We start from the raw sequence: 16261 nt of genomic DNA, 5'->3' as shown, positions 1-16261 counted from the left end.
CTCCCGATGTTCGTGAGTGGATGGGTCAGCGCAGGGCGGACGGGTAGCGGCCGGAGGCGGTCTCGGTCGAGATGCCTCCCGCGTCGAAGCCGGTGTCGACGCTGACTCGGAGGCGATCGGTGCGCACGGAGGCGCGGGAGAAGTCGATGGGCTGGCCGCTCTGGTCGTAGGCGACGGCCTCGACGACGACGATCGGATGCCCCGGCTCGACCTCGAGCAGACCCGCGAGCGCCCGATCGGCGGCGACGGCTTCGATCGTCCGGTGCATGCGGGCGATGCGGACGCCGGCGACGTTCCTGATCGCGGCGTAGAGACTCGCGCGAGGGTCTCGGAGGTCGGGCAGCACCCCGGCGAAGCGCGACGGCAGATAGTTGATCACGTGTACGGCAGTGCGCGAGCCCACGGCGCGCACGCGCTCCAGCACGAAGCCCGTGCCGTCGGGAGAGTCGCGTCCGACGACCGCTGCGGCCCACGAGGGAAGCGGCTCGATGCCGGCACGGAGGATCTCCGAGCTCAGGGCGCTGCGGCCGTCCTCGCTGTACTCGCCGAGGAGGCTCGGGGCCGAGGGGAGCGTCCAGGCCGACGGCCCCTGGGCTCGTTCCACGAAGGCGCCCTTGCCCTGCTGTCGGGAGATGATGCCGGCGCTCTCCAGCCGGGACAGCGCGTCGCGGATCGAGGTGCGCGAGGCCGAGAAGTGCTCCCTCAGCTCGTTCTCGCTGGGCAGGCGATCACCCGGCCCCCAGGCGCCCTGGGCGATCTCGGCTTCTATGGCGCGCATGATCTGGAACCAGATCGGAGCCGTCGACGTGCGGTCGAGCAGCGGCAGGCTGAGAGTGGACATTCCGGCCTCTTCGGTGAGCGGGTGCGGGAACATCTGCGTTCCCGAGCCGGACTCTCCTGTCCGGACATGTATCGATCATGGACCGATACTTGTATCCCTTGAAGAGACAAGTCAGGAAATTCTCCGACCCCTGCTCTCAGCGCTTGTTTAACGTCCCTGGTCAGGGGTTTTGACACATTGGGTGTTCGCCCGGAGTGCAAGCCGACTCCGGTGCAGCCCGGTCAGCGCGGCGCAGTCCGGTACAAGTTCGCCCTGATCCAAGCCTCAGAGCGCCAGGTGCACCCGCAGCGCCTCATCGATCTCCCCCATCTGCTCGGCCGGCACCCAGCCGAGCGGACGGATGATGTGTGCGGTGGAGATGGTCCGCACCTGCTCCGCCTGAGCCTTCGAATCGCGATCCAGCCCGGTGGCGGCGGCGGGCAGCAACACCTGGAACGGCAGCACCCGCGTGACGTTCGACGTCACCGGCACGACAGTGACCGTGGCCTGCGGGCGTCGCACGGCGACCGCGTTCGCCGTGTTGTTGCTCACGAGGACGGCCGGCCTCGTCTTGCGAGCCTCGGACCCGACCGTGGGGTCGAACGAGACGAGGACGATCTGACCACGACGGAGCAGGGAGACCGCGCTGTCGCTCACGCGGTGGCCAGGCCGTCGGAGGCCGCGGCATCCCACTCGTCGTCGTATCCCTCGGCGTAGGCCTCGGCGTACGCGTCGGCGAGACGGCTCTCACGAAGAAGGCGAACCGCCGCGTGCACCACGGCCGAGCGCGAGGGGTACCCGCCTTCGAGGGCCTGCGCATCGAGGAACGCCAAGTCACTCTCACTCAGACTGAGGCTGACCTTTGCAGTGGACATGCGGCAATGCTACTTCGGTAGCACCGTCGGTACCACCCGCCCTCCCTCGAGCATTCGAGCGCTGCAGCGTCCCCGGCTGCACGCGAAGAGGCCCCGGATGCCAGAGCATCCGGGGCCTCTTCGAGACGTGCGTCAGCGCTTGCCGGCGATCTGACGGCCGACGAGATCGCGCATGATCTCGTTCGTGCCGCCGTAGATGCGGTGCACCCGAGCATCGGTGAAGGCGCGGGCGATCGGGTACTCCATGATGTAGCCGTAGCCACCGTGCAGCTGCACGCCCGTGTCGAGCACCTCCCACTCGCGCTCGGTAGCCCAGAACTTGACCTTCGCCGCGTCCTCGGCGGTGAGCGTGCTGTTCTTGTAGGCGAGCAGCGCGCGGTCGATGTACGCCCACATCGCATCGGTGGTCGCCGCCATGTCGGCAAGCCGGAAGCGGGTGTTCTGGAAGTCGGCGATGCGCTCGCCGAACGCCTCCCGGTCCTTCGTGTAGGCGACGGTCCAGTCCAGAGCGGCCTGCGCAGCTGCGGCCGCGGCAACGCCGATCGAGAGACGTTCGAGGGGCAGGTTCAGCATCAGCTGGATGAAGCCCTGACCCTCCTTGCCACTGATGAGGTTCTCGTCGGGGACGAACACGTCGGTGAAGCTGAGCTCGGCCGTATCCCAGCCATGGAAGCCCATCTTGCTGAGCTTCTTGCCCTGGTCGAAGCCCTCCATGCCCTTCTCGACGAGCAGCAGGCTGAAGGCGTCAGGACGGTTGCCCTCACCGGTCTTGACGAAGGTCACGACGACGTCGGCCGTCGTGCCCGAGGAGATGAAAGTCTTCGCGCCGTTGAGGATGTAGCCGCCGTCGACCTTCTTGGCGTTGGTCTTGATGCCGCGCAGATCCGAACCCGCTCCCGGGTCGGTCATGGCGAGTGCGCCGAGCACTTCACCCGTGGCCATCCGGGGCAGCCACTTCTCCTTCTGCTCCTGCGTTCCCATGTGCACGAGGTACGGCACGGCCAGGTCGTCCTGGATGCCGAAGGCGCCTGCGAGCGAGCCGGCGCCCGCGGCGATGACCTCCTCCATGACGACCGTGCGGAAGCGGTAGTCCTGCAGCATTCCGGCGCCGCCGAACTCCTCGGGGACCGACAGTCCGATCAGTCCTGCCTCGCCGGCAGCCAGCATGGTCGCCCGGTCGATCTCACCCGCGGCGTCCCACTTCTCGATGGCCTCGTTCGTCACGTGGCGCTTGACGAAGTCCTTGACCAGGTCCCGGAATGCCTCGTGATCCTCGTCGTAGATGTCGCGTTCCATGCCGTCCTCCTGAACGTATCGTGCATCGTTGCTCCGGCGATTCTACGTGTCGGGCACCGCCGCGGACAGGACGTTGTGAGAATGCATCCCATAAGACGTGACACTGGGTACCGCGGTTGTCGGATGCCGCAACCGGGGCCTTCTCCGATGCCTCAGTGCGCGTAGTCGGGGGCCGCCGGGAGCCCGAAGAACTCCTCCAGCGTGTGGAATCCGCCGTCGTGATAGGCCGCGGCGAGGTCGACCCCGACGTAGCGGAGGTGCCACGGCTCGGGCGCGTAGCCGGTCACCGGCGTACCCACCTGCTCGTACCGCACGATGAACCCGTACTCCCACGCGTGGGCCGCGACCCAGTCGCTCTGCGCGGTGCCGCCGAAGCCGTCGAGACCGCCGCAGCCGCTGCCGCACGCGACGACGTCGAGGGCCAGTCCGGTCTGGTGCTCGCTGTGGCCGGGGCGCGCCGACCCGGCATCCGCCTGCCCCTGACCCTGCGACTGCACGTGGGAGTCGTAGGTCGTGACCTGCAGCCCGTACGACCGATAGCCGTTGTTCGCGCCGATGCGGCCTACCCCGGCAGCCTCCGCCGCATCAGCCATCTGCCCGACGGCGACCGCGACGTCGGTCCGCACCCGGCCCGAGGGCGTCGTCATCTGCAGCGGCACGGAGTCGAGCGCCCCGGGCTCGTAGTCCGCGGGCTTCAGCGGAAGACTCTTGTTCACCACGACCCAGACCCGCGCCGGATCGCGGAGCGAGACGCAGGGGGCGTTGCCCGCCACCACGGCCTCGCGGAAAGCCGCTCCACCACCGAAACCGGCCACTGCGGCCGCGTCGTCACCGGCCTGGACGGCCTGTTGCACGGCGGGGTCCGAGCACGGGTCGGCTGCGGTCGTCGCCCCCACCTGCACGGTCGGCACCTGCATCACGGCGACCGGCTCCGGCATCGCGGCAGCATCCGGCGACGTCGCAGGAACGGAGGCGATCGAGAGCATCATCCCGAGCGCGGTCACGGCGACGCCGATCGGCAGTGCGGGTCCGCGGATCGGGGACCGCGGAGCCGCATGCTGAGCGTGCGGCGAGAAGGGCATTGGTCCATTCTCTCCCGCGCTGCGTGGATGGCACCACCGTGACGGCCACAACGGTACCCTCGACCCATGCCGTCCGCCCCGCTCGCCCCCGCACCATCGAGCAGCATGGGCCGAGGACTCGACGTGCTCACGGCTCTGAGTGCGCTCATCGAGAAGGGCAGCGGCACCACCGTCGGCGAGATCGCCCACGCCCTCGACCGCGAGCGCTCCCAGGTGTCCCGCACCCTCGCCACCCTCGCCCGTTCCGGTCTGGTCGAGCGTCGGCCCGACCGTTCGTACGCGCTCACCTGGTCCTGGTACGCCGCCGCGCAGGAACTCACCGCGCACCGGATGCACACGCACGGGCTCGCGGTGCTGGACTCCCTCGCGGCGCAGCTCGGCGAGGCCACCTTCCTCAGTGAGCTGCAGGGCGATGCGACCCTCACGACGCTCGAGAGCCTGCCCGCGGACTCCCGCATGATCGGCTCCTGGATCGGACGCTCCTACCCGGCATACTGCAGCGATGCTGGGCGCGCCACGCTGTGGGATGCCTCGGACGACGAGGTGCGCGCGGTCTTCGGCTCGACCGACTTCACCGCCCAGGGGCCGAACACCCCGGTGTCGGTCGACGACGTGCTCGCGCGGCTCGGCGCGGATCGCGAGCGCGGCTTCACCATCGTCGACCAGGAGGCGGAACCGGGCCTCTACTCGGTCGCGGCACCCGTGTGGGACTTCCGCGGAGAGGTCATCGCCGCGGTTCAGGTCGTGGGCACCCGCGACGCGATGCACGAGCGGGTCGCGGAGTGCGGTGCGGCATGCGCGCGGGCGGCCGCCGATCTCTCCCGCCGGCTCGGCGCACCCGCATCCGTCGAGCGCTGACCCGCGGGGCGTCAGACCGACGCGTCGGCCGCTGCGGTGAGCTCGCCCGCGAACCGGGCGAGCAGGGCACGGGTCTCGCGCGTGGCACCCTGCGCACGATGGCGCCCTCGGACCGCGAGCGAGGCGATGACCTCGCCACCCCGACGGATCGGGAGGGCGAACTCGTCGATCCCCTCGTCGTACTCCTCCGCGGCCGAGATGAGCCCTTCGGCACGGTCGCGTTCCTGCACGACGCCCACCTCGTCCACGGAACGCGGGGCGGTCGGACCGCCCACGCCGATGAACTGCACCCCGTCGAGCACCACTGCCAGCTGCTCGGGCGTGTGATCCCACAGCAGCGCGCGGCCCGCTCCCGTGCACCAGATCGGCGTGACCAGCCCGGCACGGATGGAGCGGTCGCCCCCGTCGGCAGATCGCTCGTATCGGAGCAGCACGCCGCGCGCACCGTCGGCCACGGTGATCAGCGCGTTGACTCCGAGCTGCGAGGCGAGCGTGCGCAGGGCGACCCTGGATTCGCGGAGCCAGGCCGCGTTCAGCACGGCGGCCGTGCGGAAATACTCGGTCCCCGCCCAGAACAGCGAATCATCGTCCCGGCGGAGGAACTGCCGTGACTGCAGCTCGCGCGTGAGTCGCGAGACACGGCTCCGCTCGATGTCGGTGGTGTCGGCGAGCCGCGAGGCGTTGAGACCCGGTCGCGCACGGCGCTCCTGCTCGACGGCCGCATCGAGCAGACTCAGGCCCTGCACGAGCGAGGAGGAAGCCACGACGACCCCTCCTCTCCTGTCGGCCCAGACCCCGGCCATCCTATCCGGAGGCCCCCACCGCACGGCGCGGGAGGAGCCTCCCCCAGGCGACGTAGAGGTCGGCGGCGATGTTGCCGTGGGCCCGCTCGACGTCGGCCGCGGTGATCGCCTCGTCGCCCTGCGCGCCGAACAGCACGACCTCGTCTCCCGGCGTCGTCGCCTCGAGATGGGAGACGTCCACGAGGAAGCTGTTCATCGCGATCCGGTCGACGATGCGCGCACGGCGACCACGGATGAGCACCTCGCCGGTGCCGCTCAGGCTGCGATGCACGCCGTCGGCGTACCCCAGCGGGATCAGCGCGAGACGCGCATCCGCCTCCAGCCGGTGCCAGCGGTCGTAGCCGACCGTGCTCCCCCGCGGATACGAGTTGATCGCCGCGATCCGCGACACCACCCGCATCGCCGGTCGGAGCGATCCTCCCAACGCGTCGGTGTCTCCGTAGAGCCCGGCGCCGATACGGACGAGGTCGAACCGGGACTGCGGCAGGCGCAGCGCCGCGAAGGTGGTCGCGCAGTGCCGGGCCACCGCGCCGTCGGAGACGTCGGCGACCGCGCGCGACTGCTCGTCGAAGCGTGCGGCGCCCGCCATCACGTCGGCCTCGTCTTCGCAGGGGAAGTGGGAGCAGACGCCGACGACATCCAGACGCGGATCCGCCAGGACGCCCCGAGCCGCATGCACTCCCCGGGGCTCACCGACCTCCAGCCCGTCCCGCCCGAGCTCGGTGGAGTTGAGCGAGACGTGCGCACGGATGCGCACACCCCGAGCGGCGGCAACCCCGGCCACGATCCCGGCATGCTCCGCCCCGCCGATCCACTCCTCGATGCCGAAGCGGATGCCGTCGTCGACCTCGTCCCGCCCCGCGGGCCGCACGCGCAGGAGACGACCGGCGAAGCCGCTCGCGCGCACGGCCGCCGCCTCCTCATTCGATGCCAGTCCGATCAGGCCGAGCTTCTGCTCGCCGAGCACCGGCGCGACGATGTCGATGCCGTGCCCGTAGGCGTCGGCCTTCACGACCGCGCAGAACCCGACCTCGGGGCCGAGTTCTGCGCGGATCGTGCGGACGTTGTGGCTGATCGCGTCGCGGTCGATCTCGACCCATCCGCCCGCCGGTGGGGAGGCTGTCACGCGTCGACGGGCTCCGCCTCGTGATCCTGCACGACGTCGCGCTTCCCCTTGCGACCGTGCCGCCACCAGAAGAACAGGTAGCACGCGGCGACGAACGGGATGCCGAAGTACAGCGCCGCCACCTGGTTCGGGTCGAACGCGATCGCGATGACCGACAGGAGCAGCAGCGAGAACGCCACGATCGGCAACGCCGGGTACAGCGGCGTCCGGTAGGCGAGAGCCGACACGTCTCCGCCCTCGCGCACGAACTTGCGGCGGTGGAAGAACTGCGAGGCGACGATCGACATCCACACCGCGACGACCGCGAATCCGGCGATCGACACGAGCACCAGGTAGACGGTGCCGGCGGCGATCACGCTCGTGAGCAGCGACACGAGGCCGATCAGGATGCTGACGCTGAGCGCGATGAGGGGGACGCCGCGCTTCGTGAGTCGCGTGAACGCCTTCGGCGCGTGGCCCTCCTCCGCGAGCGAGAAGAGCATGCGGGCACAGGAGAAGAGCCCGCTGTTGCCCGCGGAGAGGAGCGCCGTGATGATGACGAAGTTCATGATGTCGGGCGCGTACGGCACCCCCACGTACTGGAAGACGTCGACGAACGGGCTGCTGGTGACGCTGGCGTCTTCGTAGGGCAGGATCGCGGCGATCACGGCGATCGCGCCGACGAACAGCACCACCAGTCGCAGCACCGTGGAACGCAGTGCCTTCGGGATGTTCTTGGCCGGGTCCTTGGTCTCGCCCGCCGCGACGCCGATGAGTTCGGAGCCGCTGAAGGCGTAGAACACGGCGAGCGCGGTGACGATCACACCGCTGAACCCGTTCGGGAAGAGCCCTCCGGGGGTCTCGAAGTTGCTGAACAGGATCGCCGGAGGGTGCTCCGCCGACAGCGGCGTGAACCCGAAGATCGCCGCACCGCCGAGCACGATCAGCGCGACGATCGCGACGACCTTGACCAGCGAGAACCAGAACTCCGCCTCGCCGAACACCCGGGCCGAGATCGCGTTGAGCAGGAACAGCACGGCGGCGAAGATCAGACACCACAGCCACACCGGCACCCCGGGGAACCAGCGCTGCATGAGGATGCCGGACGCCGTGAACTCCGACCCCAGTGCCACCACCCAGCAGAGCCAGTACAGCCACGCCGTCGTGAACCCGGTCGCCGGCCCGATCGATCGTGAGGCGTAGATGTGGAAGGCGCCGGAGACGGGATACGCGATGGCGAGTTCACCGAGGCAGGCCATGACCAGGTAGACCACGAACGCGCCGATCAGATACGCGATGATCGCGCCGAGAGGTCCCGCCTGCGAGATCGTGTAGCCGGAGCTGAGGAACAGGCCCGATCCGATCACGCCGCCCAGCGCGATCATGATCAGATGCCGGGCGTCCATGGTCCGTTGGAGGCGGCGGAGCGGCACCTGCGTCGCCGTCGTGTTCGGCAGGACGTTGGGGAGGGACTTCTCCCCGGGAAGAGGCGTCATCGGAACTCTCAATCGGGTTTGATATGTGCATCATATTCACATCTATGTGCCAATGACGCATTTTGTTGGTCGGATGCGGGGACACTATCCGCTCCGCGATCCGGCCCACAAGACCCCGCCGCGGATTTCTTCGCCCCCGTGACCACTGCCGACCATGCGGCGGAGGCGCTGCCATTCCGGCAGTATCGGCGGCCGATCCGACAGGCGCGCACGGACACCCACCTCGCCGACGATGGATCCGTGTCCGCACGGCGTCGCCGGCGACAGCTCATGGAAAGAAGGAGACAACGGTGACTCACCACGACCTCGCCCTCATCGGCTTCGGAGGCGTCAACCGCGCCCTGGCCGAGATCATCCGCGACCGCGGTGCGGCGCTCGTCGACGACCTCGGCTTCGGCCTGCGCGTCGTCGCGATCACCGACCTCCGCCTCGGCTCGCTCATGCAGAGCGACGGCATCGACCTCGACGCGGCGCTCGCGATGACCGGCGCCGACACGTTCGCCGGGATGCCGGGCGGCCACGCCGAGCCCCGCAACGACTACGTGATCCGCAACACCACGGCCGATGTCATCGCCGAAGCGACGTTCACGAACCCGGTCGACGGAGAGCCGGCGATCTCGCACGTGCGCGCCGCCCTCGAGAGCGGCAAGAGCGTGACCACCACGAACAAGGGCCCGGTCGCGCTCGCGGGCGCCGCGCTCAACCGCCTCGCCGCCGAGAACGGAGCCCGCTTCGAGTACGAGGGCTCGGTGATGAGCGGGACTCCGGTGCTCCGACTCGCCGGCGAGACCCTCAAGGGACTGCGCATCACCCGCATCCAGGGCATCCTCAACGGCACGAGCAACTTCGTGCTGGGGCGCATGGAAGAGGGGAAGTCGCTCGCAGACGCCGTCGCCGAGGCTCAGGCTCTCGGATACGCCGAGGCCGACCCGACCGCCGACATCGAGGGGTCCGACGTGCAGCTGAAGGTCGTGATCCTCGCGAACGAGGTGCTGGGCGCGCAGCTCACGACCGCCGACGTGCCGCGCACCGGGATCAGCGGCGTCACCGCGAGCGATGTGATCGCCGCAGCGGCGGCGGGCGAGCACTGGAAGCTCATCGGCACGGTCTCCCGCGACGAGTCGGGGGTGATCTCGGCATCCGTCCAGCCCCTCGCGCTCGGCGCCGACCACCCGCTCGCCGCCGTCTCGGGGGCCACGAACGCCGTCGCCTTCACGACCGACCTGCTCGGCACGGTCACGGTGTCCGGTCCCGGCGCGGGGCGCATCGAGACGGCGTACGCGCTCCTCTCCGACATCATCGCGATCGACGCCCACCAGAAGTCGTACGCCGGAGCGGTCCGGTGAGCGTGGCGATCATGGATGCTCCGACGACCGGCACCGCCGTACTCCGGGTGCTCGACCCGTACAGCGGCGAGACCATCGGCGAGCTGGCGCAGCACACGGTGGAAGACGTCGAGCCGATCATGGAGCGCGCGAGACTCGGCGCTTCGCTCTCGCGGGAGCTGACCCGGTTCGCTCGACACACGATCCTCGACCGCGCGGCGCGCATCCTCGAGGAACGTGCCGACGAGGCCGCCGCCCTCATCGTGCGCGAAGCGGGCAAGACCATCACTCAGGCCCGCAAGGAGGTGCGTCGAGCGGTCACCACGATCTCCCTTTCGGCGGAGACCGCTCGGGCGTTCGACGGCGAGGTCATCCCCTTCGATGCCTACGAGGGCGGGGGCAACCGCCGCGGCTGGTACACGCGGGAACCGCTCGGGGTGATCCTCGCGATCACGCCGTACAACGACGCACTCAACCTCGTCGCCCACAAGCTCGGCCCTGCGATCGCGGGAGGGAACGCCGTCGTCCTCAAACCCTCCCAGCTCACCCCGTTGGCCGCACGCTTCCTCGTCGACGTGCTGCTCGAAGCCGGGCTCCCCGACGAGATCATCACCGTCGTGCACGGAGACCGCCAGGTCGCGCAGGCGCTGGTCGCGGTGCGCGACATCCGCATGGTCTCGTTCACGGGCGGGTTCGCGACGGGCGAGGCGATCGCTCGCACCGCGGGGCTCAAGAAGCTCGCCATGGAACTCGGCGGGAACGCGCCCGTCGTGGTCTTCGCGGATGCCGACATCGAGGAGGCCGTCGAGGCCTGCGTGTCCGGCGCTTTCTGGGCCGCGGGGCAGAACTGCGTGGGATCCCAGCGCATCCTCATCGAGCGCTCCGTGTACGCCGAGTTCCGCGACCGGTTCGCGGCGCGCACCTCGACGCTGCGCGCCGGCGACCCCTCGGACCCGGCCACCGACGTCGGGCCGATGATCTCGGAGGCAGCGGCCGTGCGCGCCGAGCGGATGGTCGACGATGCGGTGAGCGCGGGCGCGCGGGTGCTCGCCGGACACCGCAGGGACGGCTCGGTGTACTGGCCGACCGCGGTCGAGAACGTGGCGCTCTCGTGCGAGCTCTGGAACGAGGAGGCGTTCGCCCCGGTCGTGGCCCTGGCACCGTTCGACTCCGAGGATCAGGCCGTCGCCGAGGCCAACAGTGTCGACTACGCGCTGCACGCCGCGGTCTTCACGACGGACATCGGCCGGGCGCTGCGGGTCGCCGAGGCGCTGGATGCCGGAGGCGTGATGATCAACGACTCCTCCGACTACCGCATCGACAGCATGCCGTTCGGCGGATCCAAGTACGGGAGCATGGGGCGCGAGGGCGTGCGCTTCGCGTACGAGGAGATGACCCAGCCCAAGGTGACCTGCATCACCACCTGAGAACTCCTCGGGGAGGGCGGGGGTCCAGGGGGATACCCCGCCCCTCCCCGAGGTTCAGGCGCGGTCGATCACGCGGGTCAGCGACACGGCCGTCACCGTGTTCGCGACGCCGGGCACAGCGGCGAGCATCTCCCAGATCTCGCCGATGCGGTCCATCGAGTCGGCCTCCAGCATGACGAGCAGATCGAAGTCGCCGGACAGCACGTCGCACCGCCGCACCTCGGGGATCTGCGAGATCTCGGCGATGACCGCGCCGCCACGCATCCGGTCGGTGCGGTAGACGAGCACGATCGCCGAGACGGGGGAGCCGCCGGCGTGCCCCGGCGTGACGGTGTACCCTCCGATCACGCCCTGCCGCTCCATGCGCTCCATCCGCTGCTTCACGGCGTTGCGCGAGAGATGCACCTGGGATGCGAGTGCGACCAGGGGCACGCGGGCGTCTTCGGTGAGCGCGGCGAGGATGCTGCGATCGATCTGATCGAGGTGGAGCCGCTCCATCGAGACCTCCTGGGGGTACGCTGCAACGTGCATCATTCACAATTGCGTGTGTCTATTATGCACCTTAGAGTGGAATCGCACCACGAGCGGTGCAGGAACGAAGGAGTCACCATGGGCACTCGCCCCGACCGCAAGGATCCCCTCACCCTGTCGGACCTCAGCCTGGCCGTGCATGCGGGCAACCAGCTCGACTCGACGATGGCGCTTCGCACCCCGCTCGTGATGGCCAACTCGTATCAGCTCCCCGACGATCCGAGCGAGATCAGCTGGTCGGCCACCGCCCCCGGGCTGTACACGCGCAACACCGGCGTGAACCAGTCGGCACTGGAGCAGAAGCTCGCCGCGCTCGACGGCGCCGAGGATGCCGTCGCCCTCGCCTCGGGCGTCGCGGCACTGCACGCCGTCTTCTTCACCCACATGCGCGTCGGCGACCACGTGATCGTGAGCGACGTGGTGTACGAGGCGACCTGGCGCCTGTGGACCGAACTGCTGCCCCAGCGCTACGGGCTCGAGGCCACCTTCGTCGACATCGGCGATCTCGATGCCGTCCGTGCGGCCATGCGCCCGGAAACGCGCCTGGTGTGCATCGAGGCGATCGCGAACCCCACCACCAAGGTCGCCGACGTGGCGGCGATCGCCGAGATCGCGCACTCCGCCTGCGCGATCCTGATGGTCGACTCGACGTTCTCGCCGCCGCCGTTCTACCGCCCCATCCAGGACGGCGCCGATCTGGTCGTGCACTCCCTCACGAAGTACCTCAACGGACACGGCGACGCGATGGGGGGATCGGTCGCAGGCAGCCACGAGCTCATCCAGCCCATCAAGGCCGACGCGATGGTCGACGTCGGCGGCATCATCTCGCCCTTCAACGCCTGGCAGATCCAGCGCGGCACCGTCACTCTCCCCCTGCGGCTGCGGCAGCACTTCGACTCGGCCGCCCGCATCGCCGAGATGCTCGCCGCCGACGACCGGGTGGAGTACATCGCCTACCCCGGTCTCGACTCCCACCCCGACCACGCGCTCGCCGTCCGCCAGTTCGATGGACGCGGCTTCGGCGGCATGATGGCGTTCGCCGTGAAGGGCTCCCCCGACGTGCAGAACACGTTCGTGGCGAACCTGCGGCTGATCACCTCGGGCTTCTCGCTCGGCCACGACGACTCGCTGATCGTGCACACCGGGACCGAGGGCGGCCGCGTCGCCACCTATCCCGAACCCTTCCGGAAGTTCGGCCACCTGCGGCTCTCGGTCGGCCTCGAAGACACGGACGACCTGTTGGCAGACCTGAGCGCTGCGCTCGACGCGACGTTCCCCTGAGGCTTGATCCGTCGAAGATAGTTACCATTCCGGATTGACATCGAGTCGATGTTTTGTTCGAATGTTCAGATGCGGTGGCAGGGACAGAAGCTCGGCGAGACAGATGCAGCGGCGCTGCCCGGACTCGAAGACCGGTCGAGCGTGCTGCGGTCGGTGACCACCCCCGAGTTCGCCGGGATGACGTTCCATGAGGTGCTGTCGAAGTCGGCTCTGAACCATGTGCCCGGCGCTTCGCGCATGCCGTTCGCCTGGACGATCAACCCGTACCGTGGATGTTCGCATGCATGCGTTTACTGTTTCGCCCGCGGTACGCACGAGTACCTCGACCTCGACGGTGGGTCGGACTTCGATTCGCAGATCGTGGTCAAGGTGAACGTGGTCGAGGTGCTCGAGAAAGAGCTGCGGCGCGGCAGCTGGCAGCACGAGACGGTCGCACTGGGCACGAACACCGACCCGTATCAGCGGGCCGAGGGGCGCTACAAGCTCATGCCCGGCATCATCGAGACGCTCGCCGCATCCGGCACCCCGATGTCGATCCTCACCAAGGGCACGCTGATCCGCCGCGACATCCCCCTGCTCGTGAAGGCCGCGCAGCGCGTGCCCGTCGACGTGCAGATGTCGATCGCGATGTACGACGACGAGCTGCAGAAGGCCATCGAGCCCGGAGCCCCGACCACCCAGGCCCGCCTCGACACCGTTCGCGCCCTGGCCGATGCCGGGTTCCCGGTGACCGTGTTCCTGATGCCGATCATGCCGCACATGACCGACTCGCTCGAGGCGATCGACAGTGCCCTAGTGCGCATCAAGGAGGCGGGAGCGCGCACCGTGATCTACGGAGCACTGCACCTGCGACCGGGCGTGAAGCCGTGGTTCTTCGAGTGGCTCGGCGCCAACCGGCCCGACTTGGTGTCGTCGTACCGCGGGCTCTATCCCGGCGCCTCGGCCGAGGCTCCCAAGGGATACCGGCAGTGGCTCGCGAAACGCGCTCGCCCCCTCATCCGGATGCACGGGCTCGACGGCCGCCACGAAGACGACTACTCCCGCCGCGGGTTCCGACCAGGGCAGGGCCACGTGCAGTCGGGAGCGGCGAACGCGGCAGCGGTGCGCTTCACGCCCAGCGCCGCCGCGGCTGCGCAGCCGATGCTGTTCTGATCCCGGGCCGCCCCTCTCACCAGGTCGGTCGCCCCTCCCGCACCCGCGTAGGCTCGGGGATCATGGCGATCGGTTCGACAGTCCACACATTCGAGGTGCAGCTCGCTGACACCGACCGCGGAATCTACGAGGACTACTCGCTGCGCGTGGCGCGGCATCCGTCCGAGACCGACGCGTACATGCTCACCCGCGTGCTCGCCTACGGGCTCGAGTTCGCCGAGGGCATCACGTTCGGCGGCAGCATCTCGTTGACCGAGGAGCCGGCGGTGCTCGTGCGTGACATGACCGGGCTGATCACCGCCTGGGTAGAGATCGGGGCGCCCGATGCCGACCGACTGCACTACGGCAGCCGCCTGGCCGAGCGCACTGTCGTCTACACGCACCGCGATCCCGCGAAGGTGATGGCGCAATGGGCGGACAAGCGCATCCATCGCCGCAAGGACATCCGCGTGTACAGCTTCGACCCCGGGTTCATCGACGCGGCCGCGGCCCTGATCGAACGCCGCAACACGATGACCCTCACGGTGACCGAGGGAGTGATCTACCTCGACCTCAACGGCACGAGCCTGACCTCGACCGTGCACGTGCACGAACTCGCCTGACCGGCGCGAGCCTCAGCCGCGGCGAGCTCAACCGCCCACGAGCCCCTGCTCGTACGCGGCGATCACGAGCTGCGCGCGGTCCCGTGCCGCGAGCTTCGACAGCAGGCTGCCGATGTGCGTCTTCACCGTCGCCATCGAGATCATGAGCGCTGCGGCGATCTCTGCGTTCGCGAGCCCTCTGCCGACGAGCGTGAGCACCTCGGTCTCCCGCGCCGTGAGGGTCGCGAGCGGGCGACCCGCCGGTCGATTCCCACTGTCGAGGAAGTGCTCGACGAGGCGGACGAGGATGCTCGGCGCGAACAGCGACTCCCCGTCGTGTGTGCGGCGGATGGCCTCGATCAGTTGCTCGGGGCGCACGTCCTTGAGCAGGAACCCGCTGGCTCCCGCGCGCAGGGCGCCGTCGACGTATTCGTCGAGCTCCAGCATGCTGAGCACGAGGACGCGGGTTCCCGGCAGAGCCGTCGTGATGGCGCGCGTCGCGCTGATGCCGTCGAGCCCCGGCATCCGGATGTCCATCAGCACGACATCCGGCGCGATCGCACGTGCCAGTTCGACCGCCCCCGCGCCGTCGGCGGCCTCGCCCACCACCGTCAGCCCCTCGGCACCGGCGATGATCAGGGCGAGGCTGTGCCGCAGCAGGGCCTGATCGTCGGCGATCAGGACGCGGATCCCGTCGCTCACGCTCCCTCCTCGAACGGCAGGCGCGCCTCGACGCGGAATCCCGCTTCCACGGGTTCGGCGAGCAGCGTTCCCCCGAGCGCACCCACCCGCTCGCGCATGCCCCGCAGACCGTGTCCGGCGCCGGGTTGCGACTTCCATCCCCGCGCGGGCCCCTCGTCGGCGACGACGACACGGACGGCGTTCCCGTCCCGCTCCACCGCCACGCTCGCCGGCACCGGACCGGCATGGCGTCCGACATTCGCGAGCGCCTCCCGGATCGTGGCGCAGGCGGCGGCCTGCACGGCGAGCGGCGCCTCGCCCAGATCCTCCATCCGCAGGCTCGCGCGCACACCGAACGCCTCCGCGGCGGTGACGATCCCCGGCACGTCCGAGAGTCGTGCCGGCGGATGCAGCGGCACCTCGTCTCCCGGCTCCCGCAGCACGGTCAGCATCCTCCGCAGCTCCGACATCGCAGAGCGCCCCGCCTCCTCGATGTCGACGAGGGCGCTTCGCCGCTCGGCGTCGCCGGCGGTCCCCTCGAGCGGGGCGACGGCGGCGGCCCGCATCGTGATCAGACCGAGTCCGTGCGATGCCAGGTCGTGCAGCTCGCGGGCGATCCGCAGCCGTTCCTGCTGCGCTGCCCGGTCCGCCGCCCATTCCGTGAGGCTGCGCTCGTACTCCCGACGCTGCCGCTGCGAGCGGACCGTCGCCCAGACGAGTACGCCCACCACGAAGAGTCCGGCGGCCGTCACCACGACCGCCACGCTCTGCGGGCCGTCGAGTCCGAGAAAACTCAGGAGAGCGACCAGCAACGCGATCATGCCCCCGGCGGCGATCCACGTGCGCGAGCGCCAGGTCGGGCGGGGCGAAGTATCCATCCGCCCGAGTCTAGGCACCCTCGACGCGACACACATCAGACCAGGGGTGGAGGGACCGGGGTCGGAGCAT

The 16261-nt window shown here is 69.5% G+C and carries 17 protein-coding genes; 6 read left to right on the top strand and 11 right to left on the bottom strand.

The window, feature by feature from the left end; genetic code table 11:
- Window positions 1–25 precede the first annotated feature (25 nt).
- The 5 genes from HCX50_RS02635 to HCX50_RS02615 form a co-directional block, all read right to left on the bottom strand.
- Complete coding sequence (locus HCX50_RS02635) at window positions 26–841, bottom strand: GntR family transcriptional regulator (protein WP_167632910.1); 816 nt, start codon at window positions 839–841, stop codon at window positions 26–28.
- Window positions 842–1105: 264 nt separating this feature from the next.
- The gene (locus HCX50_RS02630; RefSeq protein ID WP_337748972.1) at window positions 1106–1477 is read right to left on the bottom strand and encodes a type II toxin-antitoxin system PemK/MazF family toxin; all 372 of its coding nucleotides are present in this window, start codon (window positions 1475–1477) and stop codon (window positions 1106–1108) included.
- On the bottom strand, window positions 1474–1695 hold the full coding sequence (locus tag HCX50_RS02625; protein ID WP_091032430.1) for a ribbon-helix-helix domain-containing protein: 222 nt from the start codon (window positions 1693–1695) through the stop codon (window positions 1474–1476). The genes HCX50_RS02630 and HCX50_RS02625 overlap by 4 nt, the downstream gene beginning before the upstream one ends.
- Window positions 1696–1827: 132 nt before the next feature.
- A complete protein-coding gene (locus HCX50_RS02620; RefSeq protein ID WP_167632909.1) occupies window positions 1828–2991 on the bottom strand; it encodes an acyl-CoA dehydrogenase family protein in 1164 nt (387 codons plus the stop codon).
- 152 nt (window positions 2992–3143) lie between these two features.
- Window positions 3144–4073, bottom strand: a complete 930-nt coding sequence (locus tag HCX50_RS02615; RefSeq protein ID WP_091032435.1) for a M15 family metallopeptidase — start codon at window positions 4071–4073, stop codon at window positions 3144–3146.
- A gap of 66 nt (window positions 4074–4139) precedes the next feature.
- On the opposite strand from HCX50_RS02615, the gene HCX50_RS02610 reads away from it, so the two are divergent.
- Complete coding sequence (locus HCX50_RS02610) at window positions 4140–4931, top strand: IclR family transcriptional regulator (protein ID WP_167632908.1); 792 nt, start codon at window positions 4140–4142, stop codon at window positions 4929–4931.
- A gap of 11 nt (window positions 4932–4942) precedes the next feature.
- On the opposite strand, the gene HCX50_RS02605 is transcribed toward HCX50_RS02610, so the two are convergent.
- From HCX50_RS02605 to HCX50_RS02595, 3 genes are read right to left on the bottom strand one after another with little or no spacing between them, the layout of a single operon-like run.
- Window positions 4943–5695, bottom strand: coding sequence for an IclR family transcriptional regulator domain-containing protein (locus HCX50_RS02605; RefSeq protein ID WP_167632907.1), 753 nt, complete (start codon window positions 5693–5695; stop codon window positions 4943–4945).
- Window positions 5696–5735: 40 nt separating this feature from the next.
- Complete coding sequence (alr, locus tag HCX50_RS02600; protein WP_167632906.1) at window positions 5736–6860, bottom strand: alanine racemase; 1125 nt, start codon at window positions 6858–6860, stop codon at window positions 5736–5738.
- Window positions 6857–8335 carry an amino acid permease gene (locus HCX50_RS02595; RefSeq protein WP_091032445.1) on the bottom strand — a complete coding sequence of 493 codons (1479 nt, stop codon included), beginning with the start codon at window positions 8333–8335 and terminating at the stop codon, window positions 6857–6859. The genes alr and HCX50_RS02595 overlap by 4 nt, the downstream gene beginning before the upstream one ends.
- A gap of 290 nt (window positions 8336–8625) precedes the next feature.
- Between HCX50_RS02595 and HCX50_RS02590 the strand changes: the two genes are divergently transcribed.
- Both HCX50_RS02590 and HCX50_RS02585 read left to right on the top strand, forming a co-directional pair.
- Entirely contained in the window at window positions 8626–9681 is a 1056-nt protein-coding gene (locus HCX50_RS02590) for a homoserine dehydrogenase (protein WP_167632905.1), read from the top strand.
- Between the two features lie 11 nt (window positions 9682–9692).
- Window positions 9693–11087 (top strand): aldehyde dehydrogenase family protein, encoded by a 1395-nt coding sequence (locus tag HCX50_RS02585; RefSeq protein ID WP_167632904.1) that lies wholly within the window; start codon window positions 9693–9695, stop codon window positions 11085–11087.
- 54 nt (window positions 11088–11141) lie between these two features.
- Here HCX50_RS02585 and HCX50_RS02580 read toward each other — a convergent pair whose 3' ends face one another.
- Entirely contained in the window at window positions 11142–11585 is a 444-nt protein-coding gene (locus HCX50_RS02580) for an Lrp/AsnC family transcriptional regulator (protein WP_105710827.1), read from the bottom strand.
- A gap of 111 nt (window positions 11586–11696) precedes the next feature.
- Between HCX50_RS02580 and HCX50_RS02575 the strand changes: the two genes are divergently transcribed.
- From HCX50_RS02575 to HCX50_RS02565, 3 genes are all read left to right on the top strand, one after another.
- A complete protein-coding gene (locus HCX50_RS02575) occupies window positions 11697–12899 on the top strand; it encodes a trans-sulfuration enzyme family protein (RefSeq protein ID WP_167632903.1) in 1203 nt (400 codons plus the stop codon).
- Window positions 12900–12968: 69 nt separating this feature from the next.
- On the top strand, window positions 12969–14051 hold the full coding sequence (locus tag HCX50_RS02570; protein WP_167632902.1) for an Rv2578c family radical SAM protein: 1083 nt from the start codon (window positions 12969–12971) through the stop codon (window positions 14049–14051).
- Between the two features lie 62 nt (window positions 14052–14113).
- A complete protein-coding gene (locus tag HCX50_RS02565; protein ID WP_167632901.1) occupies window positions 14114–14653 on the top strand; it encodes a YaeQ family protein in 540 nt (179 codons plus the stop codon).
- A gap of 27 nt (window positions 14654–14680) precedes the next feature.
- Here the strand turns inward: HCX50_RS02565 and HCX50_RS02560 are convergent, their stop codons facing one another.
- Window positions 14681–15334 (bottom strand): response regulator transcription factor, encoded by a 654-nt coding sequence (locus HCX50_RS02560; RefSeq protein WP_337748971.1) that lies wholly within the window; start codon window positions 15332–15334, stop codon window positions 14681–14683.
- Complete coding sequence (locus HCX50_RS19805) at window positions 15331–16191, bottom strand: sensor histidine kinase (RefSeq protein ID WP_237682286.1); 861 nt, start codon at window positions 16189–16191, stop codon at window positions 15331–15333. Before HCX50_RS19805 ends, HCX50_RS02560 begins: the two co-directional genes overlap by 4 nt.
- Window positions 16192–16261 lie beyond the last annotated feature (70 nt).

The organism is Microbacterium sp. B19(2022) (assembly GCF_012030385.1).
GTDB lineage: Bacteria > Actinomycetota > Actinomycetes > Actinomycetales > Microbacteriaceae > Microbacterium > Microbacterium oxydans_B.
Note: the sequence above shows the minus strand (reverse complement) of the source record. Positions and strands in the feature narration are given on the sequence as shown.

Bases quoted from the DNA above. Each gene is read 5' to 3' on its own strand.
- HCX50_RS02635 (WP_167632910.1), bottom strand. From the start codon at position 841: ATGTCCACTCTCAGCCTGCCGCTGCTCGACCGCACGTCGACGGCTCCG.
- HCX50_RS02625 (WP_091032430.1), bottom strand. From the start codon at position 1,695: ATGTCCACTGCAAAGGTCAGCCTCAGTCTGAGTGAGAGTGACTTGGCG.
- HCX50_RS02620 (WP_167632909.1), bottom strand. From the start codon at position 2,991: ATGGAACGCGACATCTACGACGAGGATCACGAGGCATTCCGGGACCTG.
- HCX50_RS02615 (WP_091032435.1), bottom strand. From the start codon at position 4,073: ATGCCCTTCTCGCCGCACGCTCAGCATGCGGCTCCGCGGTCCCCGATC.
- HCX50_RS02610 (WP_167632908.1), top strand. From the start codon at position 4,140: ATGCCGTCCGCCCCGCTCGCCCCCGCACCATCGAGCAGCATGGGCCGA.
- HCX50_RS02595 (WP_091032445.1), bottom strand. From the start codon at position 8,335: ATGACGCCTCTTCCCGGGGAGAAGTCCCTCCCCAACGTCCTGCCGAAC.
- HCX50_RS02585 (WP_167632904.1), top strand. From the start codon at position 9,693: ATGGATGCTCCGACGACCGGCACCGCCGTACTCCGGGTGCTCGACCCG.
- HCX50_RS02580 (WP_105710827.1), bottom strand. From the start codon at position 11,585: ATGGAGCGGCTCCACCTCGATCAGATCGATCGCAGCATCCTCGCCGCG.
- HCX50_RS02575 (WP_167632903.1), top strand. From the start codon at position 11,697: ATGGGCACTCGCCCCGACCGCAAGGATCCCCTCACCCTGTCGGACCTC.
- HCX50_RS02570 (WP_167632902.1), top strand. From the start codon at position 12,969: ATGCGGTGGCAGGGACAGAAGCTCGGCGAGACAGATGCAGCGGCGCTG.
- HCX50_RS02565 (WP_167632901.1), top strand. From the start codon at position 14,114: ATGGCGATCGGTTCGACAGTCCACACATTCGAGGTGCAGCTCGCTGAC.
- HCX50_RS19805 (WP_237682286.1), bottom strand. From the start codon at position 16,191: ATGGATACTTCGCCCCGCCCGACCTGGCGCTCGCGCACGTGGATCGCC.